The organism is Sphaerisporangium perillae (assembly GCF_023276435.1).
GTDB classification, from domain to species: Bacteria; Actinomycetota; Actinomycetes; order Streptosporangiales; family Streptosporangiaceae; genus Sphaerisporangium; species Sphaerisporangium perillae.
Genome location: NZ_JALLPO010000005.1, coordinates 170,536 through 188,087, shown reverse-complemented (window position 1 = coordinate 188,087; position 17,552 = coordinate 170,536). Strand labels below are relative to the sequence as shown.

Here is a 17,552-nt window from a genome sequence, read left to right as displayed (position 1 = left end):
CACCATTTCTTACGGTGCCTCCATGAATGTGCGGCACAGCGTACTGATCCTCTTCGCGGCCGGCCTGGTGAGCTCCTGCGGAGGGGTGCCGCCGGCCGCCGTTCCCCCCACGACGGCCCCGGCCACACCCCTCGTACACCTGACCGAGTCCAACCCGCCGGGCGACATTCCTGACGACACCGTCTACGTCGTCTACCGGCATCCGGGCCGGCCGTACGAGCTGAAGGTCCCCGAGGGCTGGGCGCGGACGGACCTGCCGACGGGGGCGGGCTTCACCGACAAGCTCAACAGCGTCCGGGTCGAGATCGGCGCTCCGGCCGATCCGCCCGGAGCCGAGATCCGCAAGCGCGCGACGGTGAACAGGAAGGGCGGCAAGGCCGAACTGACGGTCTACCGTATCGACAGCGCGCCCGACCCGGTGACCGGCAAGGTGATCCGGGACGAGGTGGAGCGCTATGTGTTCTCCCGTAACGGCCGGCAGGCCGTACTGACCCTGACGGGACCGGTAGGCGCCGACAACGTCGACCCGTGGCGCACGGTGTCGGACTCCTTGCGGTGGCTCTCGTGATGCTCGAAGCCGAGGAGCTCTACCGCTTCTACCGGTCGGGCGAGGAGGAGACGCGCGCCCTGCGAGGCATCTCGCTGAAGGTGGCCCCCGGAGAGGTGGTCGCGATCAGCGGCCCCTCCGGTTCCGGCAAGTCGACCCTGCTCAGCTGCGTGGCCGGGCTGGACGACCCCGACGGCGGCATCGTCAGGATCGCCGGGCAGCGGATCAGTCACCGGCCGGAAGCCGACAAGGCCCGCCTGCGGGCGCGGCTGGTCGGCGTGCTCTTCCAGAGCGGCAACCTGATCGAGCACCTCACCCTGGCCCAGAACGTGGAGCTGGCCCAGCGGGTCGGCGGCCGGCGCGACCCTGCCCATCGCGCGGAGCTCCTCGACCGCCTGGGGTTGTCCGCCAGGGCCGGCGCATGGCCGAGCCGGCTGTCAGGCGGCGAGGCGGCGCGCGCCGGGCTGGCCGTGGCGCTGGCCAACCGTCCGTCACTGCTGGTGGCCGACGAGCCCACCGGTGAGCTGGACAGGCGCAGCGAGGGGCCGGTGCTGGACCTGATCCGCGACCAGGCCCGGTCGCACACCGCGGTGGTGATCGCCTCGCACAGCCCCGCCGTGCGGCGCATGGCCGACCGCGTCGTCCAGCTCAGGGACGGGCGGGTGGCATGACCGAGGTCGTGCGCTGCCGGGATGTGGCCCGCACCTACGGCAGGGGCGTCGAGGCGGTGGTGGCCGTGCACGGCATCACCTGCGCCCTGCGCCCCGGTGACCAGGTCGCGATCACCGGCCCCTCGGGGTCGGGCAAGACCACGCTGCTGCACCTGCTGGCCGGGCTGGATCGTCCCACGGCCGGGACGATCGGCTGGCCCGCCCTCGACGATCGGCCCCGGGGCCGGATCGGCGTCATCTTCCAGGGGCCCAGTCTGCTGGCTCCGCTGGACGCCGCGGAGAACGTGGCGCTTCCGCTGGTCATCGCCGGACGCCCGGACGGCGAGGCCAGGCGAGAGGCCCTGCGCGCCCTGAACACCGTCGGCGTCGCCGCCCTGGCGGCCAAGCTGCCCCAGCAGCTATCGGGCGGGCAGGCTCAGCGGGTCGCGGTGGCCCGCGTGCTGGCGGGCAGCCCGTCCCTGATCATCGCCGACGAGCCGACGGGGCAGCTCGACTCCGCCCTCGCCCTCCACGTCGTCGAACTGCTCACCGATGTCGCCGGACGACTCGGGGCGGCCCTGGTGGTCGCCACCCACGACCCGCTCGTCGCGGAACTCCTGCCGCTGCGCTGGGAAATGCGTGATGGGGCATTGGCATGCTGACACTGATCTGGCTCCGCGGCCTGCTGACCCGCCGTACGGGCAGGCTCGCCGCCGCGGCGGCGGGCGTGGCGATGGCCGTGGCGCTGCCGGCCGCGCTGGGGATGTTCCTCGCCTCGGCCAAGGCGACCATGACCGCCCGCTCCGTCCAGCGGGTGGCGGTCGACTGGCAGGTCGAGATGCAGCCCGGCGCGGCCACTCCCGGCCGGCTGCCCGGCGTCTCGCGCCGGGTGGACTTCGCCGCCGTCGGCGGGTTCGAGGCCCGGCAGGCGGGCCAGACGCTGACCACCGGAGCCGGGCAGGCGCTCGGCCTGCCCGCCGACTACACCACCACCTTCCCCGGCGAGCTGCGCCTGCTCACCGGGACCCTCGCGGGCCCGCTGCTGGCCCAGCAGACCGCCGCCAACCTGCACGCGACCCCCGGTTCCACCGTCATCCTGCACCGCCCCGGGCTGCCGGACGCCCAAGTGCGGGTCACCGGGATCGTGGAGCTGCCCGAGGCCGACTCCCTGTTCCAGAAGGTCGGCGCGCCCGCCACCGCGCAGCCCCAGGCGCCGCCGGACAACGTGCTCCTGCTCCCGGCCGCCGATTGGCACCACCTGTTCGACACCTCGCCCCCTGACAAGGTGCGCACCCAGTTCCATGTGCGCCTGGACCATGCCCTGCCACCCGACCCCGCCGCCGCCTACACCAAGGTCACCGGGGCGGCCCGAAACCTGGAGGCCGGCCTGGCCGGCACCGGGCTGGTCGGTGACAACCTGGGCGCGGCGCTGGGCGCGGCCCGCGAGGACGCCCTGTACTCCCAGTTGTTGTTCCTGTTCCTCGGCGTGCCGGGAGCCGTGCTCGCGATCCTCCTCACCGCGACGGTCACCCGATCCGGCGCTGTGCGGCGCTCGGCCGAGCAGGCTTTGCTGCGCACCCGGGGCGCCTCCCGCACCACCTTCCTCCGGCTCGCACTGGCCGAGACACTGGCGGTCGGCGTCACCGGAGCGCTGTCCGGACTGGCCGTGGCGGCGCTGACCGGGTGGGCGCTGTACGGCTCACCCGGGTTCGGCGGTGCCGCGGGGTGGGCTGTGGCGGCCGCCGCCCTCGGGCTGCTGGTGGCCTGCGCCACGGTCCTGCCGTCCGCGCTGGGCTCCGCCACCGTGACCGCCGCCCGCCGCCCGGTCGCCACCGGCACCCGCTCGCCCGCGTGGCTGCGCTACGGGCTCGACCTGTGGCTGGTCGCCGCCGCCCTGGTGGTGTTCCGGCTCACCAGCGGCAACGGCTACCACCTTGTCCTGGTCCCCGAAGGGCTGCCGCAGATCTCCGTCGACTACTGGGCGTTCACCGGACCGGCCCTGCTGTGGGCCGGCGCCGGGCTGCTCATCTGGCGCCTGACCCGGCTACTGCTCGGCCCTGGGCGACCGATCGTCACCCGGCTGGCCAGGCCCCTGGCCGCGGGCCTGGCGGGCACGGTGACGGCGACCCTGGCCAGGCAGCGCGGCCCGCTCAGCCGCACGATGACGCTGGCCGCGCTCGCCGTCGCCTTCGCCGTCTCCACCGCCGTCTTCGACGCCACCTACCGCCAGCAGGCGCAGGTCGACGCCGAACTCACCAACGGGGCCGACGTGACCGCCACTCAGACCACGGCCAGTGAGCGGCAACTCGCCGCGGTGCCCGGCGTGTCCCGCGTGGAGCCGCTTCAGCACGGCTTCGCCTACGTCGGGGCCGACCTGCAGGACGTGTACGGCATCCGCCCCTCCACCATCCTTTCCGCCACCCATCTGCAGGACACCTACTTCCCCGGCGGCACCGCCCGCCAGGTCGTCGACCGGCTGGCCCGCAGCCCCGACGCCCTGCTGGTCAGCCAGGAGACCGTCAACGACTTCCAGCTGCACCTCGGGGACATGATCCGGCTGCGCATGCAGGACGGCCGCACCGTGCCCTTCCACTACGCGGGCATCGTCACCGAGTTCCCGACCGCCCCGCGCGACAGCTTCCTGGTCGCCAACGCCTCCTACCTGGCCGCCTCCGACACCACCTACCTGATCGCCACCGACGGCACGGCACCGCACCTGGTCGCCGACCGGCTGCGCGCCCGCCTCGGGCCCGGGGCGAAGGTCTCCGACGTGGAGACCACCCGCCGGGTCGTCGGGTCCAGCCTCACCGCGGTCGACCTCACCGGCCTCACCGCCATCGAGCTCGGCTACGGCCTGGCGCTGGCCGCCGCGGCGACCGGCCTGCTGCTGATCCTGGGGTTCACCGAGCGCCGCCGTACCTTCGCCCTCGCCCGGGTGCTCGGCGCCCGGCCCCGCCAGCTCGGCGCGTTCATCTGGACCGAGGTCACCCTGGCCGGCCTGGGGGCCGCCGTCCTGGGCGGAGCGACCGGATGGGCGCTGGCGCAGATGCTCGTCACGGTCCTGACCGGCGTCTTCGACCCGGCCCCCGACCACCTGGCCGTGCCCTGGCCCTACCTCGGCGCCGTCACCGGGCTCGGCCTGACCGCCCTGCTCGCCGCCGGGACGGTGGCCGTACGCGCTGCGAGCCGCCCGCCCCTGACCGTTCTGCGCGACCTGTGATGCACCCTCTACCGCCCACCCGTGATCGGAACCCATAGGTGATCGTCAAAGCCCCGCGGACGCCACTGCTGCTCCTGCTCTCCCTCACACTCCTGACCCTCGCCGCCCTCATGGGCTTCACCGCGCGCACACCCGGCTGGACCGCGGCCGACATGAACGTGAGCCAGGCGATCCAGGCGACCCGCACCCCATGGCTGACCGTCGTGGCGCAGGTGCTGAACGTCGGCTTCGGCACCTTGGTCGGCGCGGCCCTCGTCGCCGCTCTCACCGGGGCGCTCGCCATCTCGGGGCGACCCCGCGCCGCCGGGCGCACGCTGGTGGTGATCGCCGCGGGGTGGGGCGTCAGCCTGCTGTTCAAGACCGTCATCGCCCGGCCCCGGCCCCCCGCCGCCCACTTCCTGCTGGTCCAGGAGCTCGGCAAGGACAGCTTTCCCAGCGGCCACGTGTGCCTGACCCTGTCGATCGTCATCGCCCTCGCCCTGCTGGCCGGCGGCAGCGCCTACTTCCTGCCCGTCGTGGTGGCCGGCTGCCTGCTGGTGGCGGCCCAGATGCTCGCCAGGGTCTACCTCGGCGCCCACTACCCCACCGACACCGTCGGCTCGATCATGGTGACCCCCGCCGCCATCTACCTGGTGACGACCGTCAAGCGCCTGCCCGCGCTCGGCGTGCTCCTCCTCCAGGCGGACAACCGCCGCAGGGCACGCCGCGCCGCACCACCCGACACCCGGAAGATCAAGATCCTCCTGTTGCACGCCTACGGCATGGGCGGCACCATCCGCACCGTCTTCAACATCGCGGGCACGCTGGCGGCCGACCACGACGTCGAGATCGTCAGCGTCGTCCGGACCAAAGAGCATCCCTTCTTTCCCGTGCCGCCCGGCGTCCGCGTCACCTTCCTGGACGACCGCCGGCACCGCCGCCCCACCCGCTTCCCCAGGCTCGCCCCCCTTCGCCGCAGCAGGCTCATCCCGCGCGAGGAGGCGGCCTACGCCACCTTCAACCTGCGCACCGACCTGAAACTCCTGCGCTTCCTGCGTGGGCTGCGCACCGGCGTCCTGATCACCACCCGCCCCGGGCTCAACCTGGCGGCCGCCCTGCTGGCCCCGCCCGGCGTGATCACCATCGGCCAGGAGCACGTCGGCTTCGCCTCGCACCAGCCCCCCCTGCGGAAAATGATCGCCCGTAGGTACGGAAGGCTCGACGCCGTCGTCACCTTGACGGAGGCCGACCTGCAGGCATACCGCACGGCCCTCGGGACACGCGCCCCCCACCACCTGCTGCGCATCCCCAACGCGCTCTCGCCTCTCACCGGCGGCCCATCCCCGTTGACCGCCAAGACCGTCCTCGCGATCGGCCGCCTCACCAAGGTCAAGGGCTTCGACCTGCTCATCAGGGCCTGGGAGCAGGTGCAAGCCGCCAACCCCGGCTGGACGCTGCGCATCCTCGGCGCCGGGCCACAGCGTGCCCGGCTGGAAGCCGCCGTCGAGAAACGCGGCCTGACCGGCTCGGTCGAGCTGCCCGGCGCCCGTTCCGACATCGGCGCCGAACTCGACGACGCCTCCGTCTTCGCGCTCAGCTCCCGTCACGAGGGTTTCTCGATGACCATCTTGGAGGCACTGAGCAAGGGGGTGCCCGTGGCGAGCTTCGACTGCCCGCACGGCCCCCGGGAGATCCTCACCCACGAGCACGACGGGCTCCTGGTGCCGCGGCGCGACGTCGACGCGCTGGCCGCCACGATCAGCCACCTCATCGGGGACGAAGCGTCGCGGCGCCGCATAGGGGCCGAAGGACTGCACACGTCGCGGCGTTACGACCCCGCGGCCATCGGCGACCGGTGGAGAGTCCTGCTGGCGGACCTGGAAACCGATCGACAAAGCGGATCGGCCGGGCGATGACCTACGTCTCGTTACCACCTGCCCCCGTGGATGCGACCGTGGCCATCGTGGAGGACGACGTCCAGCTCCGGACCCTGGTGTCCCGGGGGCTCGCCGAGGAGGGCTTTGACGTGCGGGTCAGCGTGCCCACCGGAGAGAAGTTCCTGCGGGCGATAGAGGGCGACCCTCCCGACCTGCTGGTCGTGGACATCGGCCTGCCCGACGCCGACGGGCGCGACGTGCTGATGGCGCTGCGCGCACGCGGCGTAGGAGTCCCGGCGCTGCTGCTCACCGCCCGGAGCAGCCTGCCCGACCTGCTGTCGGGGTTCCGGGCGGGCGCCGACGACTACCTGGTCAAACCCTTCGCCTTCGCCGAACTCGTCGTCCGGCTCGGCGCGCTGGCCAGACGCGGCGCCCCGCGACGCCCGGCCCAGGGACTTCGCCTGGACCCCGCCCGGCACGCGGTCGCCGAGGGCGACCTGGTGGTCGAGCTCACGCCCACCGAGTTCCGGCTGCTGGCGGCGCTCGCCGCCCGGCCCGGCGTGGTCGTGCGCCGGCGCGCGCTCGTCGCCGCGGCATGGCCGGACGGGGCCATCGTGCACGACAACACCCTCGACGCCTACCTGACCCGGCTGCGCCGCAAGCTCGACCGGCTCGGCAAGGCGGACGTGATCTCCACCGTCCGCGGCGTCGGCTACCGGATGGCGTGATGCGCCGCCGCCTCGTCCTCGTCTCCACCGCGTCGGTCGCCGTCGCACTGCTGCTGCTCACGCTCGGCTTCGGCACGGTGCTGTCACGCAGCCTGGACCGGGACGCCGACCTCGTGCTGCGCTCTCGCGCCGAGGCCACGCTGACCACCTTGGAGGTCGGCGCCCGGGGTCTCGTCGTGGAGGATCTGCCACTGGACGAGGCCGTCGACGCCCACGCCTGGGTCTTCGACGCCTCAGGGCGGGTGGTCGCCCAGCCCCGGGCCGCCCCCGGCGTGGCCGGGGCCGCCCGGTCGCTGTGGCCCGCTCAGGCCGACCGGTTCCTGGACGTGGGCGACGTCCGCCTGCTGGCCGTACCGGCGCTGGACCGGTCGACGGTCGTGGTGAGCGTCTCGCGCGTGCCTTACCTGCACAGTGAGTGGCTCGCGCTGCTGGCGGCCCTGCTGCTGGACGCGGTCGTGCTGGTGCTGGTCGTGATCCTGACTCGGCGCGTCGTCATCGCCGCCCTGAGGCCGGTGGCGGCGATGACCCGGCAGGCGCTGGACTGGAGCGAACACGACCTCGACCACCGGTTCGCGCTCGGGCCCCCGCGCGACGAACTCACCGGCCTCGCCGCCAACCTGGATCTCCTGCTCGAGCGGGTCGCCGCCAACCTCCGCCACGAGCGGCGGCTGAGCGCGGAGATCGCGCACGAGCTGCGCACCCCGCTGGCCAGGCTGCGCGCCGAGGCGGAGATCGCGTTGAGCAGAAAGCGCCCGTACACCGAACTACGCGCGGCACTGCTGGCCGTCACCGCCGACGCCGACGATCTCACCCGAGTGGTCGACACGCTCCTCGGTTTCTCCCGCACCGAGGTCCGATCCACCGGGTGCCAGGTCGGCGACGTGCTGGCGGCGATGGAGAGCCAGGCGATCATCGAACCCACGGCCGGCCCCCTGCCGCGTGTCGGCTGCGAGACCGACCTGGTCGCGCGCACCCTGGCCCCGCTCGTGCACAACGCCCGTACCTACGGCACCACCGCGACCCTCTCGGTGCGCCAGGACGATGCCATGGTGGTCTTCACCGTCACCGACGACGGCCCCGGCGTCCAGCCGGGCGAGGAAGAGGCGATCTTCGAGCCGGCCCGCCGAGGCAGCGCCGCCCACCTGCGCCAAGGATCGGGCCTGGGGCTGTCCTTGTCCCGACGGTTGGCCCAGGCCGCCGGAGGCGACGTCCTGGCCATCGCCGACGCCGGTGGAGGGCTGTTTCAACTCCGCCTGCCCCGCGCCTGAGCCGGGCGCGCACAGCGGTCAGGTTACGTTCAGGCAGGTTATGCCAGCCTTCGGCGCATGATGACCACCCCAAGCCTCTCCGGCGGCATCTCACCCGGCCGTCAGATGCTCAACAAGGTTCCAGAGGTCACCATCTACTTCTGGATCATCAAGGTGCTGTGCACGACCGTGGGCGAGACCGCCGCGGACTTCCTCAACACCAACCTGAATCTCGGCCTGGCCAACACGAGCTACGTGATGGGCGCCTTGCTGGCCATCACACTGGTCTTCCAGTTCCGGGCCAGGAGGTACATCCCGGGGCTGTACTGGCTCGCCGTCGTTCTGATCAGCGTCGTCGGCACGCTGATCACCGACAACCTCACCGACAATCTCGGGGTCTCCCTGCAGGTCACCACCCTCGCATTCGGCCTCCTCCTGGCGGCGGCCTTCGGCGCCTGGTACGCCAGTGAGAAGACCCTGTCGATCCACACCATCTACACCACCCGCCGCGAAGCCTTCTACTGGGCGGCCATCTTGTTCACCTTCGCGCTTGGCACCGCGGCCGGCGACCTGATCGCCGAAAGCCTCGACCTGGGCTACGCCCTGTCCTTGCTCGCCTTCGCCGTTCTCATCGCGGTCGTGACCGTCGGCCGCTTCGGCCTCAAGATCAACGCGGTCCTGGCCTTCTGGATCGCCTACATCCTGACCCGGCCGCTGGGCGCCTCCCTCGGCGACTACCTCTCGCAGCCATCCGACGAGGGTGGCCTCGGCTTCGGCACGATCGTCACCAGCGCGCTCTTCCTGGCCGCCATCCTCGGCTTCGTCCTCTACCTGGCCATCAGCCGAAAGGACCACATCGCCGCCCATTCGACGCCCGGAAGGGAAAAGGCGAGGCCCTCCACTGTTCGGGGCCGCTAGCGGTTCGGGCCTGGCAGGTCCTTCCGTGCGGACGATCATGCAATGGTCTTTTCATCTGGACGGAGTGGCGTGAAGGCGTCCCAGGAAGTCCTTGAGCGCCCGGTAGTACGGCGTGATCGTGGTGAGGTCGGCGTACTCGTCCGGGCCGTGCTGGCCGTCGCCGCCGACGCCGAAGATGACGGCGTCGATGCCCCGGTCGTAGTAGAAACGCCCGTCCGCGGCGCCGTGCTTGCGCAGGAAATCGGCGCGGTAGCCCTGGTCCCGCGCCGCCTGCTGGAGGGCGAGCACCTCCGCGCCGCTCTGGTCGGCGTGGTGCGGCCGGTCGACGTGATCGACGAACGCGGTGACGCCCGGCTCGCAGAAGGCGTCCAGGTGCGCGGTGATCTCCTCGGCGGTCCTGCCGTCCAGGTCCGTGTCCTGCGGCGGGAAGCGGATGTCCAGCCACGCCTCCGCGAACGCCGGGACCTGGTTGCGGAACGCGCCAGGGGTCTCGACGCGCGCGACGTTGACGGTCGTGCGCCACACCTCCTCGGTGGCCACCGGGTACCGGGCGAGGACCCTGTCCAGGGTGCGCTGCAGCTTGAGCAGGGCGTTGTCGCCGAGCCAGGGGTAGGCGCCGTGGGCGCTGCGGCCGGTGGCCCGGAGGTTCGCCCCGACCATCCCCTTGGAGTCGGTGACGACGCGCAGCCCGCTCTGCTCGCCGATGACGACGAATTCGGCGCTGACGCCCTGCTCGAGCTGGTGCAGCGTGCCGTTCCGGCCGCCGACCTCCTCGTCGGTGACCAGTTGCAGCGCGATCGGGTACGGCAGCAGGCCCGCCAGTTCGCGGAAGACCTGCGCCTGCACCAGCGCCGACACCTTCATGTCCTGGGCGCCGCGGGCGTAGAGGCGCGTGCCGTCGCGGTTGGGCCGGAACTGGTGCGGCGGAGCCGGCACGACGTCCAGGTGCGCGTTGAGGACGACCCGGAAGCGCGGCCGCGCCGCAGTTCCGTGGTAGAGCAGCGCGCTCGGTTTGCCGCCCGACTCGAACCTCTCCACCGTGAAACCCGGTCCGACGAAGCCGAGCACCAGGTCCAGCGCGCGATGCAGCTCGCCGGGCCGGTCGGCGGTGGACGGCACCGCGAGCAGTTCCTCCAACGCGCGCAGGAAGGACTCGGGCGGTTCCCCGGCCGCGGCCGGGAATGGTTCGGTGGCCATGGGACGATCGTCCCGCCCGCGACCCGCCGCTGTCATGCCCCGGGCGCGCTCAGTGTGATGCAGGTCACACGCTGTCCGGTTTACATCCATGTAATCGATTACATACTCTCATGAAATCGATTACATGGAGGACCGATGGCTCGTATCAAGGATGTCGCCGCACACGCGGGCGTGTCCGTCGCCACGGTCTCCCGCGTGCTCAACGACAACCCCTCGGTCACCGAGGAGACCAGGACCCGCGTGTACGCGGCGATGACCGCGCTGAACTACGTGCCGAACGCGGTGGCGCGCTCGCTCCGCACCGAGGCCACCAGAACGCTCGGACTGGTCATCGGGGACATCCTCAACCCGTTCTTCACCGAGCTGGCGAGGGCCGTCGAGGACGAGGCGCGGGCGGCCGGGTACACCGTCGTCATCGGCAACGCCGACGAGCGGGCCGACCAGCAGGACCACTACGTGCGCACCCTCCTGGAGCAGCGCGTCGACGGGCTGCTCATCTGCCCGACCGCCGAGGTCACGCCGTTGATCGAGGAGGTGACGCGGAACGGCAGGCCGCTGGTCTTCCTGGACCGGACGATTCCCGGGCTGGAGGTCCCGTCGGTCCGGGCGGACGGCACGCGGGCGATCGGGGAGCTGATCCGCCACCTGCGCGACCTCGGGCACCGCCGGGTCGCGTTCGTCTCGGGCCCGGGCACGCTGTCCACCGGGCGCGAACGCACGAAGGCGTTCCTCGCGGCGGCGGCCGAGAACGGCCTCACGGTCCCGCCCGAGTATGTGCGGGTGGGCGACTTCCGGGCCGGCAGCGGCCAGGCGCACACCTCCGCGCTGCTGGACCTGCCCGAGCCGCCTGAAGTGATCTTCCTGGGCGACAACCTCATGGCGCTGGGCGCGCTGGACGAGATCCGGAAGCGGGGGCTCCGGATCCCGGCCGACATCGCGCTGGCGTCCTTCGACGACGTGCCATGGTTCGCCCACACCCACCCGCCGATCACCGCGATCGCCCAGCCGACGGCCGAGCTCGGACGGCGCGCGGTGCGGGTGATCCTCGACATCCTGCACGGGAGCACCCCCGATTCGGTGGTGCTCCCGGCCGTGCTCGTGGTCCGCGAGTCATGCGGAGAGGTGACGAGGGACCGGTCGCGGGAAGGCGGCGACGAGGCGGACACGGCAGGAAGGGACAGGTCGTGAGCGGACCGGACGAGCAGGACACGCCACCGGCACCGGAACCGGGCAGGCCGGAGATCCTGCGGGTCGAGGGGCTCGGCAAGCGGTTCCCCGGTGTGGTGGCGCTGGACGGCGTCGACTTCGGCCTGCGGGCGGGCGAGGTGCACGTGCTGCTGGGTGAGAACGGCGCGGGCAAGAGCACCCTCATCAAGATGCTCTCCGGGGCCTACCACCCCGATTCGGGCCGGATCCTGCTGGACGGCGCGCCCGTCGAGATCCGTACGGCCACCGACGCGCAACGGCTCGGCATCGCCACCATCTACCAGGAGTTCAACCTGGTCCCCCAGCTCACCGTCGGGGAGAACCTCGCCCTCGGGCGGCCCCCTCGCCGGTTCGGCCTGGTGGACACCCGGCGCATGCACGAGCAGGCCCGTGAGCTGCTGGCACGCGTGGGGATCGACGTCGACCCGCGCACCAAGGTGGCCGAGCTGGGCATCGCCCGAATGCAGATGGTCGAGATCGCCAAGGCGCTGGCCCTGAACGCCCGCGTCCTGATCATGGACGAGCCGACCGCCGTGCTGACGACGACCGAGGTCCAGCGGCTGTTCGCCATCGTGCGGCAGCTTCGCGACCAGGGGGTGGCGGTGGTCTTCATCACCCACCACCTGGAGGAGATCGCCCAGATCGGCGACCGGGTGACCGTCCTGCGCGACGGCCGGTCGGTGGCGGAGGTGCCGGCGAGGACGCCGGAGGAGGAACTGGTCCGCCTCATGGTCGGTCGGCCGATCGACCAGCAGTACCCGCGCGAGGCGTCGTCCCCGGGCGCGCCCCTGCTCCAGGTCAGAGGCCTGAGCAGGGCGGGCGCCTTCACGGACGTCTCCTTCGAGCTGCGGGCCGGCGAGGTCGTCGGCGTGGCCGGGCTGGTCGGCGCCGGCCGTACCGAGATCGCGCGGGCGGTGTTCGGGGCCGATCGCTACGACTCCGGCGAGGTGCTGGTGGACGGCCACCGGCTGCCCGGCGGGGACGTCAACGCCGCGATGGCCGCCGGCCTGGGGCTCGTCCCTGAGGACCGGAAGGGCCAGGGCCTGGTCCTCGGCGCCGACGTCGGGGAGAACCTGGGGCTGGTCACCCTCCGCCGCGCCACGCGTGGCGGCTTCGTCGACCGAGCTGGGCAGCGCAAGGCCGCCGGACGGGTGGCGGCTCAGCTCGGCGTGCGGATGAGCCACCTCGGCCAGGAGGTCCGCACGCTGTCGGGCGGCAACCAGCAGAAGATCGTGATCGGCAAGTGGCTGCTGGCCGACGCCCGCGTGCTCATCCTGGACGAGCCCACGCGCGGCATCGACGTCGGCGCCAAGGTCGAGATCTACCAGTTGATCAATTCGCTCACCGCCTCTGGACACGCGGTGCTCATGATCTCCAGCGATCTGCCCGAGATCCTCGGGATGAGCGACCGCGTCCTGGTGATGGCCAGGGGCAGGCTCGTCGGGGAGCTCGACGCGGCCGAAGCGACACAGGACTCCGTGATGGCCCTCGCCGTCACCGAGGTGGAGGATGCTCGTGTCCACTAACGTGCTCAGCAGGCAGCCGGCGCTGCGGAGCCTGCTCGCCGAGAACGGCGCGCTCGCCGCGCTGGTCGTGCTCGCGGTCGCCCTGTCGCTGCTCTCAGGTGACTTCCTGAGCGTGACGAACCTGCTCAACGTGGGCGTGCAGGCGGCGGTCACCGCGATCCTCGCGTTCGGCGCGACGTACGTCATCATCACCGGCGGCATCGACCTGTCCGTCGGAGCCGTCGCCGCGCTGTCGGCGATCGTGCTGGCCTGGAGCGCGACCTCGGCCGGCCTGCCCTGGCCGGTGGCGATGGTGATCGCGCTGGTCGTGGGCCTGGCCTGCGGCCTGATCAACGCCGCGCTGATCGCCTACGGCAAGCTGCCGCCCTTCATCGCGACGCTCGCCATGCTGGGGGTCGCGCGAGGGCTGGCCCTGGTCGTCTCACAGGGCAGCCCGATCGCGATGCCGGACGCCGTCTCTCACCTCGGCGACACGATCGGCGGATACCTGCCCGTCCCGGTCCTCGTCATGGCCGTCATGGGCGTGATCACGGCGGTCGTCCTGAACCGCACGTACTCCGGGCGCGCGATGTACGCCCTCGGCGGCAACGAGGAGGCCGCCCGGCTGTCGGGCATCAAGGTCGGCCGGCAGAAACTCGTCACCTATGCCCTGTCCGGCGCGTTCGCCGCGGTCGCCGGCATCGTCCTGGCCAGCCGGCTGGCCTCGGCGCAGCCCCAGGCGGCGTCGGGGTACGAGCTGGACGCCATCGCGGCCGTCGTCATCGGCGGCGCGAGCCTCTCCGGCGGCAAAGGGCGGGCGTTCGGCACGCTCGTCGGCGCGCTGATCCTCGCCGTACTGCGCAACGGCCTGAACCTGCTGTCGGTCTCCGCCTTCTGGCAGCAGGTCGTGATCGGCGTGGTGATCGCGCTGGCGGTCCTGCTCGACACGCTCCGCCGCCGCGGCTCCGGCTGACCGCCCGCCCACGTTCCACGCGCAACACCTACGTCCCCCATCAACCGCAGATCAACGCTAGACCAACGAGGTAGACCATCATGCGAATCCCCGCCCTTGTCCTGGCCGGCGCGGCGCTCACCCTGGGGCTCACCGCCTGCGGCTCCGGCTCCTCCTCGGAGGGCACGTCCGGCGGCTCGGCAGGCGCCGGCGGCGGCGTGAAGATCGGGATGTCGATCTCCACGCTGAACAACCCGTACTTCGTGCAGCTGCGTGACGGCGCCGAGGCGGAGGCCAAGAAGCTCGGCGCCACGCTGACCGTCACGGACGCGCAGAACGACGCCTCGCAGCAGGTGAACCAGGTGCAGAACTTCACCAGCCAGAGCATGAAGGCGATCATCATCAACCCGGTGGACTCCGACGCCGCCGCCCCGGCCGTGAAGGTGGCGGAACGCTCCAGCATTCCCGTGCTGGCCGTCGACCGAGGCGTGAACAACGCCGAGGTGGCGCAGACCGTGGCCTCCGACAACGTGGCCGGCGGCAGGCTCGCGGCGCAGGAGCTGGCCAAGCAGATCTCCGAGAAGGGCAAGGTCGTGGTCCTCCAGGGCGTCGCCGGTACCTCGGCCTCCCGGGACAGGGGCCAGGGCTTCACCGAGGGCATCAAGGCCTACCCCGGCATCGAGGTGGTCGCGCGGCAGCCCGCCGACTTCGACCGCACCAAGGGCCTGGACGTCATGACCAACCTGCTGCAGTCGAACCCGGACATCGCCGGCGTCTTCGCCGAGAACGACGAGATGGCGCTCGGCGCGATCAAGGCCCTCGGCGACAAGGCCGGCAAAGCGGTCAAGGTGGTGGGCTTCGACGGCACCCCCGACGGCCTGAAGGCCATCGAGGCCGGGACGCTGGCCGGCAGCGTCGCCCAGCAGCCGCAGCTACTGGGCCAGCAGGCCGTGCAGAACGCCGTGAAGGCGGCGAACGGCGAGAAGCTGCAGGCCAAGCTGGACGTGCCGGTGAAGATCGCGACCAAGGACAACGTCTCCGAGTTCACGACCTCCTGACCGCCGTCCGCACGCGTTATGCAAGAACACAGTGACGATCCGATGAGGTGATGATGAGCCAGCCCGCGAACGACGCCGGCGGCCGGGGGGCCGCCGGCCCGGCGGGGCCGTACGACCTGGTGGTCGTGGGATCGGTCAACGTGGACCTAGTCGTCCGCGTCGACCGGCGCCCCGCCCCGGGCGAGACCGTCCTCGGCTCGGACCTGTCGACCTATCCAGGCGGCAAGGGCGCCAACCAGGCCGTCGCGGCCGCCCGCCTCGGCGCGCGCGTGTCGCTGCTCGGCAGGATCGGGATGGACGCGCACGGCCGGCTGCTGCGCGAGTCGCTCGAACGCGACAAGGTCGATCTCGGCCACCTGCGCGAGAGCGCCGCGCCGAGCGGAGTGGCGCTGATCTCGGTGGGGCCAAGGGGTGACAACAGCATCATCGTCTCCCCCGGCGCCAACGCGCGGCTGAGCGAGCAGGACGTGGCGGAGGCCGCCGAGCTGCTCCGCTCGGCCCCGGTCGTCTCCCTCCAGCTCGAGACCCCGCTCCCCACGGTGCTCGCGGCGGCGCGGGCGGCCCGCCGTGTCGTGTTCAACCTCTCCCCGCCTGCCCCGGTGCCGGACGAGCTGCTGGCCCTCTGCGATCCGCTCGTGGTCAACGAGCACGAAGCCGCGATGGTCCTCGGGGTGCCCGCGCCACCGGCCCGCCAGGCCAAGGCGCTGCTCGAGCTCGGCCCCCGGTCGGTGGTGGTCACCGCCGGGGCCGAGGGCGCCGTGGTCGCCGACCGTTCGGGCGTCACCTCGATCCCGAGCCCCCGGGTGGAGGTGATGGACACCACGGGCGCCGGCGACGCGTTCACCGGCGCGCTCGCCTGGCGGCTGGCGATGGGCGACGACCTCGCCACCGCCGCGGGCTTCGCGGTGCGGGTGGGCGCCGCCACGGTGCGCAGGGCGGGCGCCCAGAGTTCGTACCCGACCCTGGCGGAGGTGGAGGGGCCGTGAAGCGGTCGGGCATCCTCAACGCGGCACTGTCCGGCGCCATCGCGCGGCTGGGGCACACCGACGAGCTGCTGATCTGCGACAGCGGGATGCCGCTGCCGCCGGGGGCGCAGGTCGTGGACCTGGCCTTCCTGCCGGGGATCCCCTCGTTCGCCGACGTGCTGGACGGACTCCTGGCGGAGATCGTCGTCGAGGGCGCGACGGCCGCCGAGGAGGTCCGCACGGGTAACCCGGACTGCGACGCGCTGCTGAGAGAGCGGCTGCCGCGCCTGTCGTACGTGCCGCACGAGCGGCTCAAGAGCCTGACCGCCTCCAGCAGGCTGATCGTCCGCACCGGCGAGGCCCGGCCGTACGCGAACGTGATCCTGCGCTGCGGCGTCGCCTTCTGAAGCCCCGAAGCCGCCCCGCCCGGGAACCCGCCTGCTAAAGGGCCGCCTTGGACAGCCAGTTGTGCAGGGGCGCGGGGTCGCCGAAGAGCTCGAAGCGCTCCTCCTCCGGCTTGAAGCGGCCGTAGAGGAGGAGCAGGAGGTCGCCCGCGGTTCCACGGACGGCGACATCGCCCTTGCCGTGGCCGCGTTCCCAGGTGAAGCCGTCGGCTCCCACCGTCACCGTCCACTCTCCCGCGGCGTCGGTCGCGTGGAAGTGCAGCCTCTCGCCGCTCCCGCCCAGCCCCGCCAGCCGCCCGGCGAGCCAGTCGGCCGCCGACAGGTTGCCGAGGAACTCCTCGACCCCGTCCGTCGCGGTCGCCACGTCGACGCGCGGCTCGAGCCCGAGCGTGATCTCGGCGTCGGCCCGGTGCACCGCGGTCTCGTGGAGCATCCGCCGGGACCAGAAGCCCGCGGTGTGGTCCGCGCCCCAGGACCACACCGGGGTGCCGGACTCGGCTGCGCGTAGCGTGGCCACCAGGGTCTGCCCCCCTTCCGCCAGCCAGCCCGGGTAGCCCTTGTCGTCCGGCGGCAGCGTCACCGGGACGTCGCGGGGCCTGACAGGCTCCTGGAGGCGGTGCCGCACGATGTGCTCCACCCATCGGCGCGTGACGCCGACGTGCTTCAGCAGCTTGGCCGTCGTCCACCCGGGACAGGTGGGCACGTCCGCCGCGGGGTCGGCGCCTTCGACGATCCCGGCGAACCGCCGCACCTCCTCGTCGAGGGCCGAACAGTACTTCTCGTGCGACCGGTCGCCTGCGCTATGAGAGGTCATGACCCGTGAGCGTAGACCGCCACAGCGCCATACCGAAGAGGCGGCCGTTCAATGATGACAAGGACATTGACGGGCCGATCGACGGCGGGTAGGTTCGCAGCTAATTAAAAGGAAAGCTTCCTATAAGTTACCTGGTAACTTCGAGGTGGGAAGGTGTCCCCGTGCCGCGAGCGCCGCCGGTCTGTCCTTGCTCCCATCGCCGTGAACGTCCGGCGACCGGCCGGCACGAGCGCCCGCTGGGTACCAGCGGCATGCCGGCTCCGTACATACGTCCAGATCGACCCC

At 72.2% G+C, this 17,552-nt stretch carries 16 protein-coding genes; 14 read left to right on the top strand and 2 right to left on the bottom strand.

Annotated features, from left to right (window positions below):
• The first annotated feature begins 22 nt into the window (after nucleotides 1-22).
• Genes MYF83_RS06890 through MYF83_RS06855 form a run of 8 tightly spaced genes read left to right on the top strand, consistent with a single transcriptional unit; the run spans nucleotide 23 to nucleotide 9,166 of the window.
• A complete protein-coding gene (locus MYF83_RS06890; RefSeq protein WP_248959334.1) occupies nucleotides 23-568 on the top strand; it encodes a hypothetical protein in 546 nt (181 codons plus the stop codon).
• Nucleotides 568-1,218 carry an ABC transporter ATP-binding protein gene (locus tag MYF83_RS06885; protein ID WP_248959391.1) on the top strand — a complete coding sequence of 217 codons (651 nt, stop codon included), beginning with the start codon at nucleotides 568-570 and terminating at the stop codon, nucleotides 1,216-1,218. The genes MYF83_RS06890 and MYF83_RS06885 overlap by 1 nt, the downstream gene beginning before the upstream one ends.
• On the top strand, nucleotides 1,215-1,859 hold the full coding sequence (locus tag MYF83_RS06880) for an ABC transporter ATP-binding protein (protein ID WP_248959333.1): 645 nt from the start codon (nucleotides 1,215-1,217) through the stop codon (nucleotides 1,857-1,859). Before MYF83_RS06885 ends, MYF83_RS06880 begins: the two co-directional genes overlap by 4 nt.
• The gene (locus MYF83_RS06875) at nucleotides 1,853-4,417 is read left to right on the top strand and encodes an ABC transporter permease (protein ID WP_248959332.1); all 2,565 of its coding nucleotides are present in this window, start codon (nucleotides 1,853-1,855) and stop codon (nucleotides 4,415-4,417) included. The genes MYF83_RS06880 and MYF83_RS06875 overlap by 7 nt, the downstream gene beginning before the upstream one ends.
• Nucleotides 4,418-4,455: 38 nt before the next feature.
• The gene (locus MYF83_RS06870; RefSeq protein WP_248959331.1) at nucleotides 4,456-6,312 is read left to right on the top strand and encodes a glycosyltransferase; all 1,857 of its coding nucleotides are present in this window, start codon (nucleotides 4,456-4,458) and stop codon (nucleotides 6,310-6,312) included.
• Between the two features lie 38 nt (nucleotides 6,313-6,350).
• Nucleotides 6,351-7,001, top strand: a complete 651-nt coding sequence (locus MYF83_RS06865; protein ID WP_248959330.1) for a response regulator transcription factor — start codon at nucleotides 6,351-6,353, stop codon at nucleotides 6,999-7,001.
• Nucleotides 7,001-8,269, top strand: coding sequence for a sensor histidine kinase (locus MYF83_RS06860; protein ID WP_248959329.1), 1,269 nt, complete (start codon nucleotides 7,001-7,003; stop codon nucleotides 8,267-8,269). The genes MYF83_RS06865 and MYF83_RS06860 overlap by 1 nt, the downstream gene beginning before the upstream one ends.
• A 57-nt stretch (nucleotides 8,270-8,326) precedes the next feature.
• Nucleotides 8,327-9,166, top strand: coding sequence for a COG4705 family protein (locus MYF83_RS06855; protein ID WP_248959328.1), 840 nt, complete (start codon nucleotides 8,327-8,329; stop codon nucleotides 9,164-9,166).
• A 51-nt stretch (nucleotides 9,167-9,217) separates the two neighbouring features.
• On the opposite strand, the gene MYF83_RS06850 is transcribed toward MYF83_RS06855, so the two are convergent.
• Nucleotides 9,218-10,363, bottom strand: a complete 1,146-nt coding sequence (locus MYF83_RS06850; RefSeq protein ID WP_248959327.1) for a M20 family metallopeptidase — start codon at nucleotides 10,361-10,363, stop codon at nucleotides 9,218-9,220.
• A gap of 135 nt (nucleotides 10,364-10,498) precedes the next feature.
• Between MYF83_RS06850 and MYF83_RS06845 the strand changes: the two genes are divergently transcribed.
• The 6 genes from MYF83_RS06845 to rbsD all read left to right on the top strand — a co-directional run bounded on the left by MYF83_RS06845 (nucleotide 10,499) and on the right by rbsD (nucleotide 16,456).
• Nucleotides 10,499-11,551: a LacI family DNA-binding transcriptional regulator gene (locus MYF83_RS06845; RefSeq protein ID WP_248959326.1), complete on the top strand. Its 1,053-nt coding sequence runs from the start codon at nucleotides 10,499-10,501 to the stop codon at nucleotides 11,549-11,551.
• Complete coding sequence (locus MYF83_RS06840) at nucleotides 11,548-13,095, top strand: sugar ABC transporter ATP-binding protein (RefSeq protein ID WP_248959325.1); 1,548 nt, start codon at nucleotides 11,548-11,550, stop codon at nucleotides 13,093-13,095. Before MYF83_RS06845 ends, MYF83_RS06840 begins: the two co-directional genes overlap by 4 nt.
• Nucleotides 13,079-14,047 (top strand): ABC transporter permease, encoded by a 969-nt coding sequence (locus tag MYF83_RS06835; RefSeq protein ID WP_372500102.1) that lies wholly within the window; start codon nucleotides 13,079-13,081, stop codon nucleotides 14,045-14,047. Before MYF83_RS06840 ends, MYF83_RS06835 begins: the two co-directional genes overlap by 17 nt.
• Nucleotides 14,048-14,127: 80 nt before the next feature.
• On the top strand, nucleotides 14,128-15,084 hold the full coding sequence (locus tag MYF83_RS06830) for a D-ribose ABC transporter substrate-binding protein (RefSeq protein WP_248959324.1): 957 nt from the start codon (nucleotides 14,128-14,130) through the stop codon (nucleotides 15,082-15,084).
• A 53-nt stretch (nucleotides 15,085-15,137) separates the two neighbouring features.
• On the top strand, nucleotides 15,138-16,070 hold the full coding sequence (locus MYF83_RS06825; RefSeq protein WP_248959323.1) for a ribokinase: 933 nt from the start codon (nucleotides 15,138-15,140) through the stop codon (nucleotides 16,068-16,070).
• Nucleotides 16,067-16,456: a D-ribose pyranase gene (gene rbsD / locus MYF83_RS06820; RefSeq protein ID WP_248959322.1), complete on the top strand. Its 390-nt coding sequence runs from the start codon at nucleotides 16,067-16,069 to the stop codon at nucleotides 16,454-16,456. Before MYF83_RS06825 ends, rbsD begins: the two co-directional genes overlap by 4 nt.
• A 34-nt stretch (nucleotides 16,457-16,490) precedes the next feature.
• On the opposite strand, the gene MYF83_RS06815 is transcribed toward rbsD, so the two are convergent.
• Nucleotides 16,491-17,267, bottom strand: coding sequence for a maleylpyruvate isomerase family mycothiol-dependent enzyme (locus tag MYF83_RS06815; RefSeq protein ID WP_248959321.1), 777 nt, complete (start codon nucleotides 17,265-17,267; stop codon nucleotides 16,491-16,493).
• Nucleotides 17,268-17,552 lie beyond the last annotated feature (285 nt).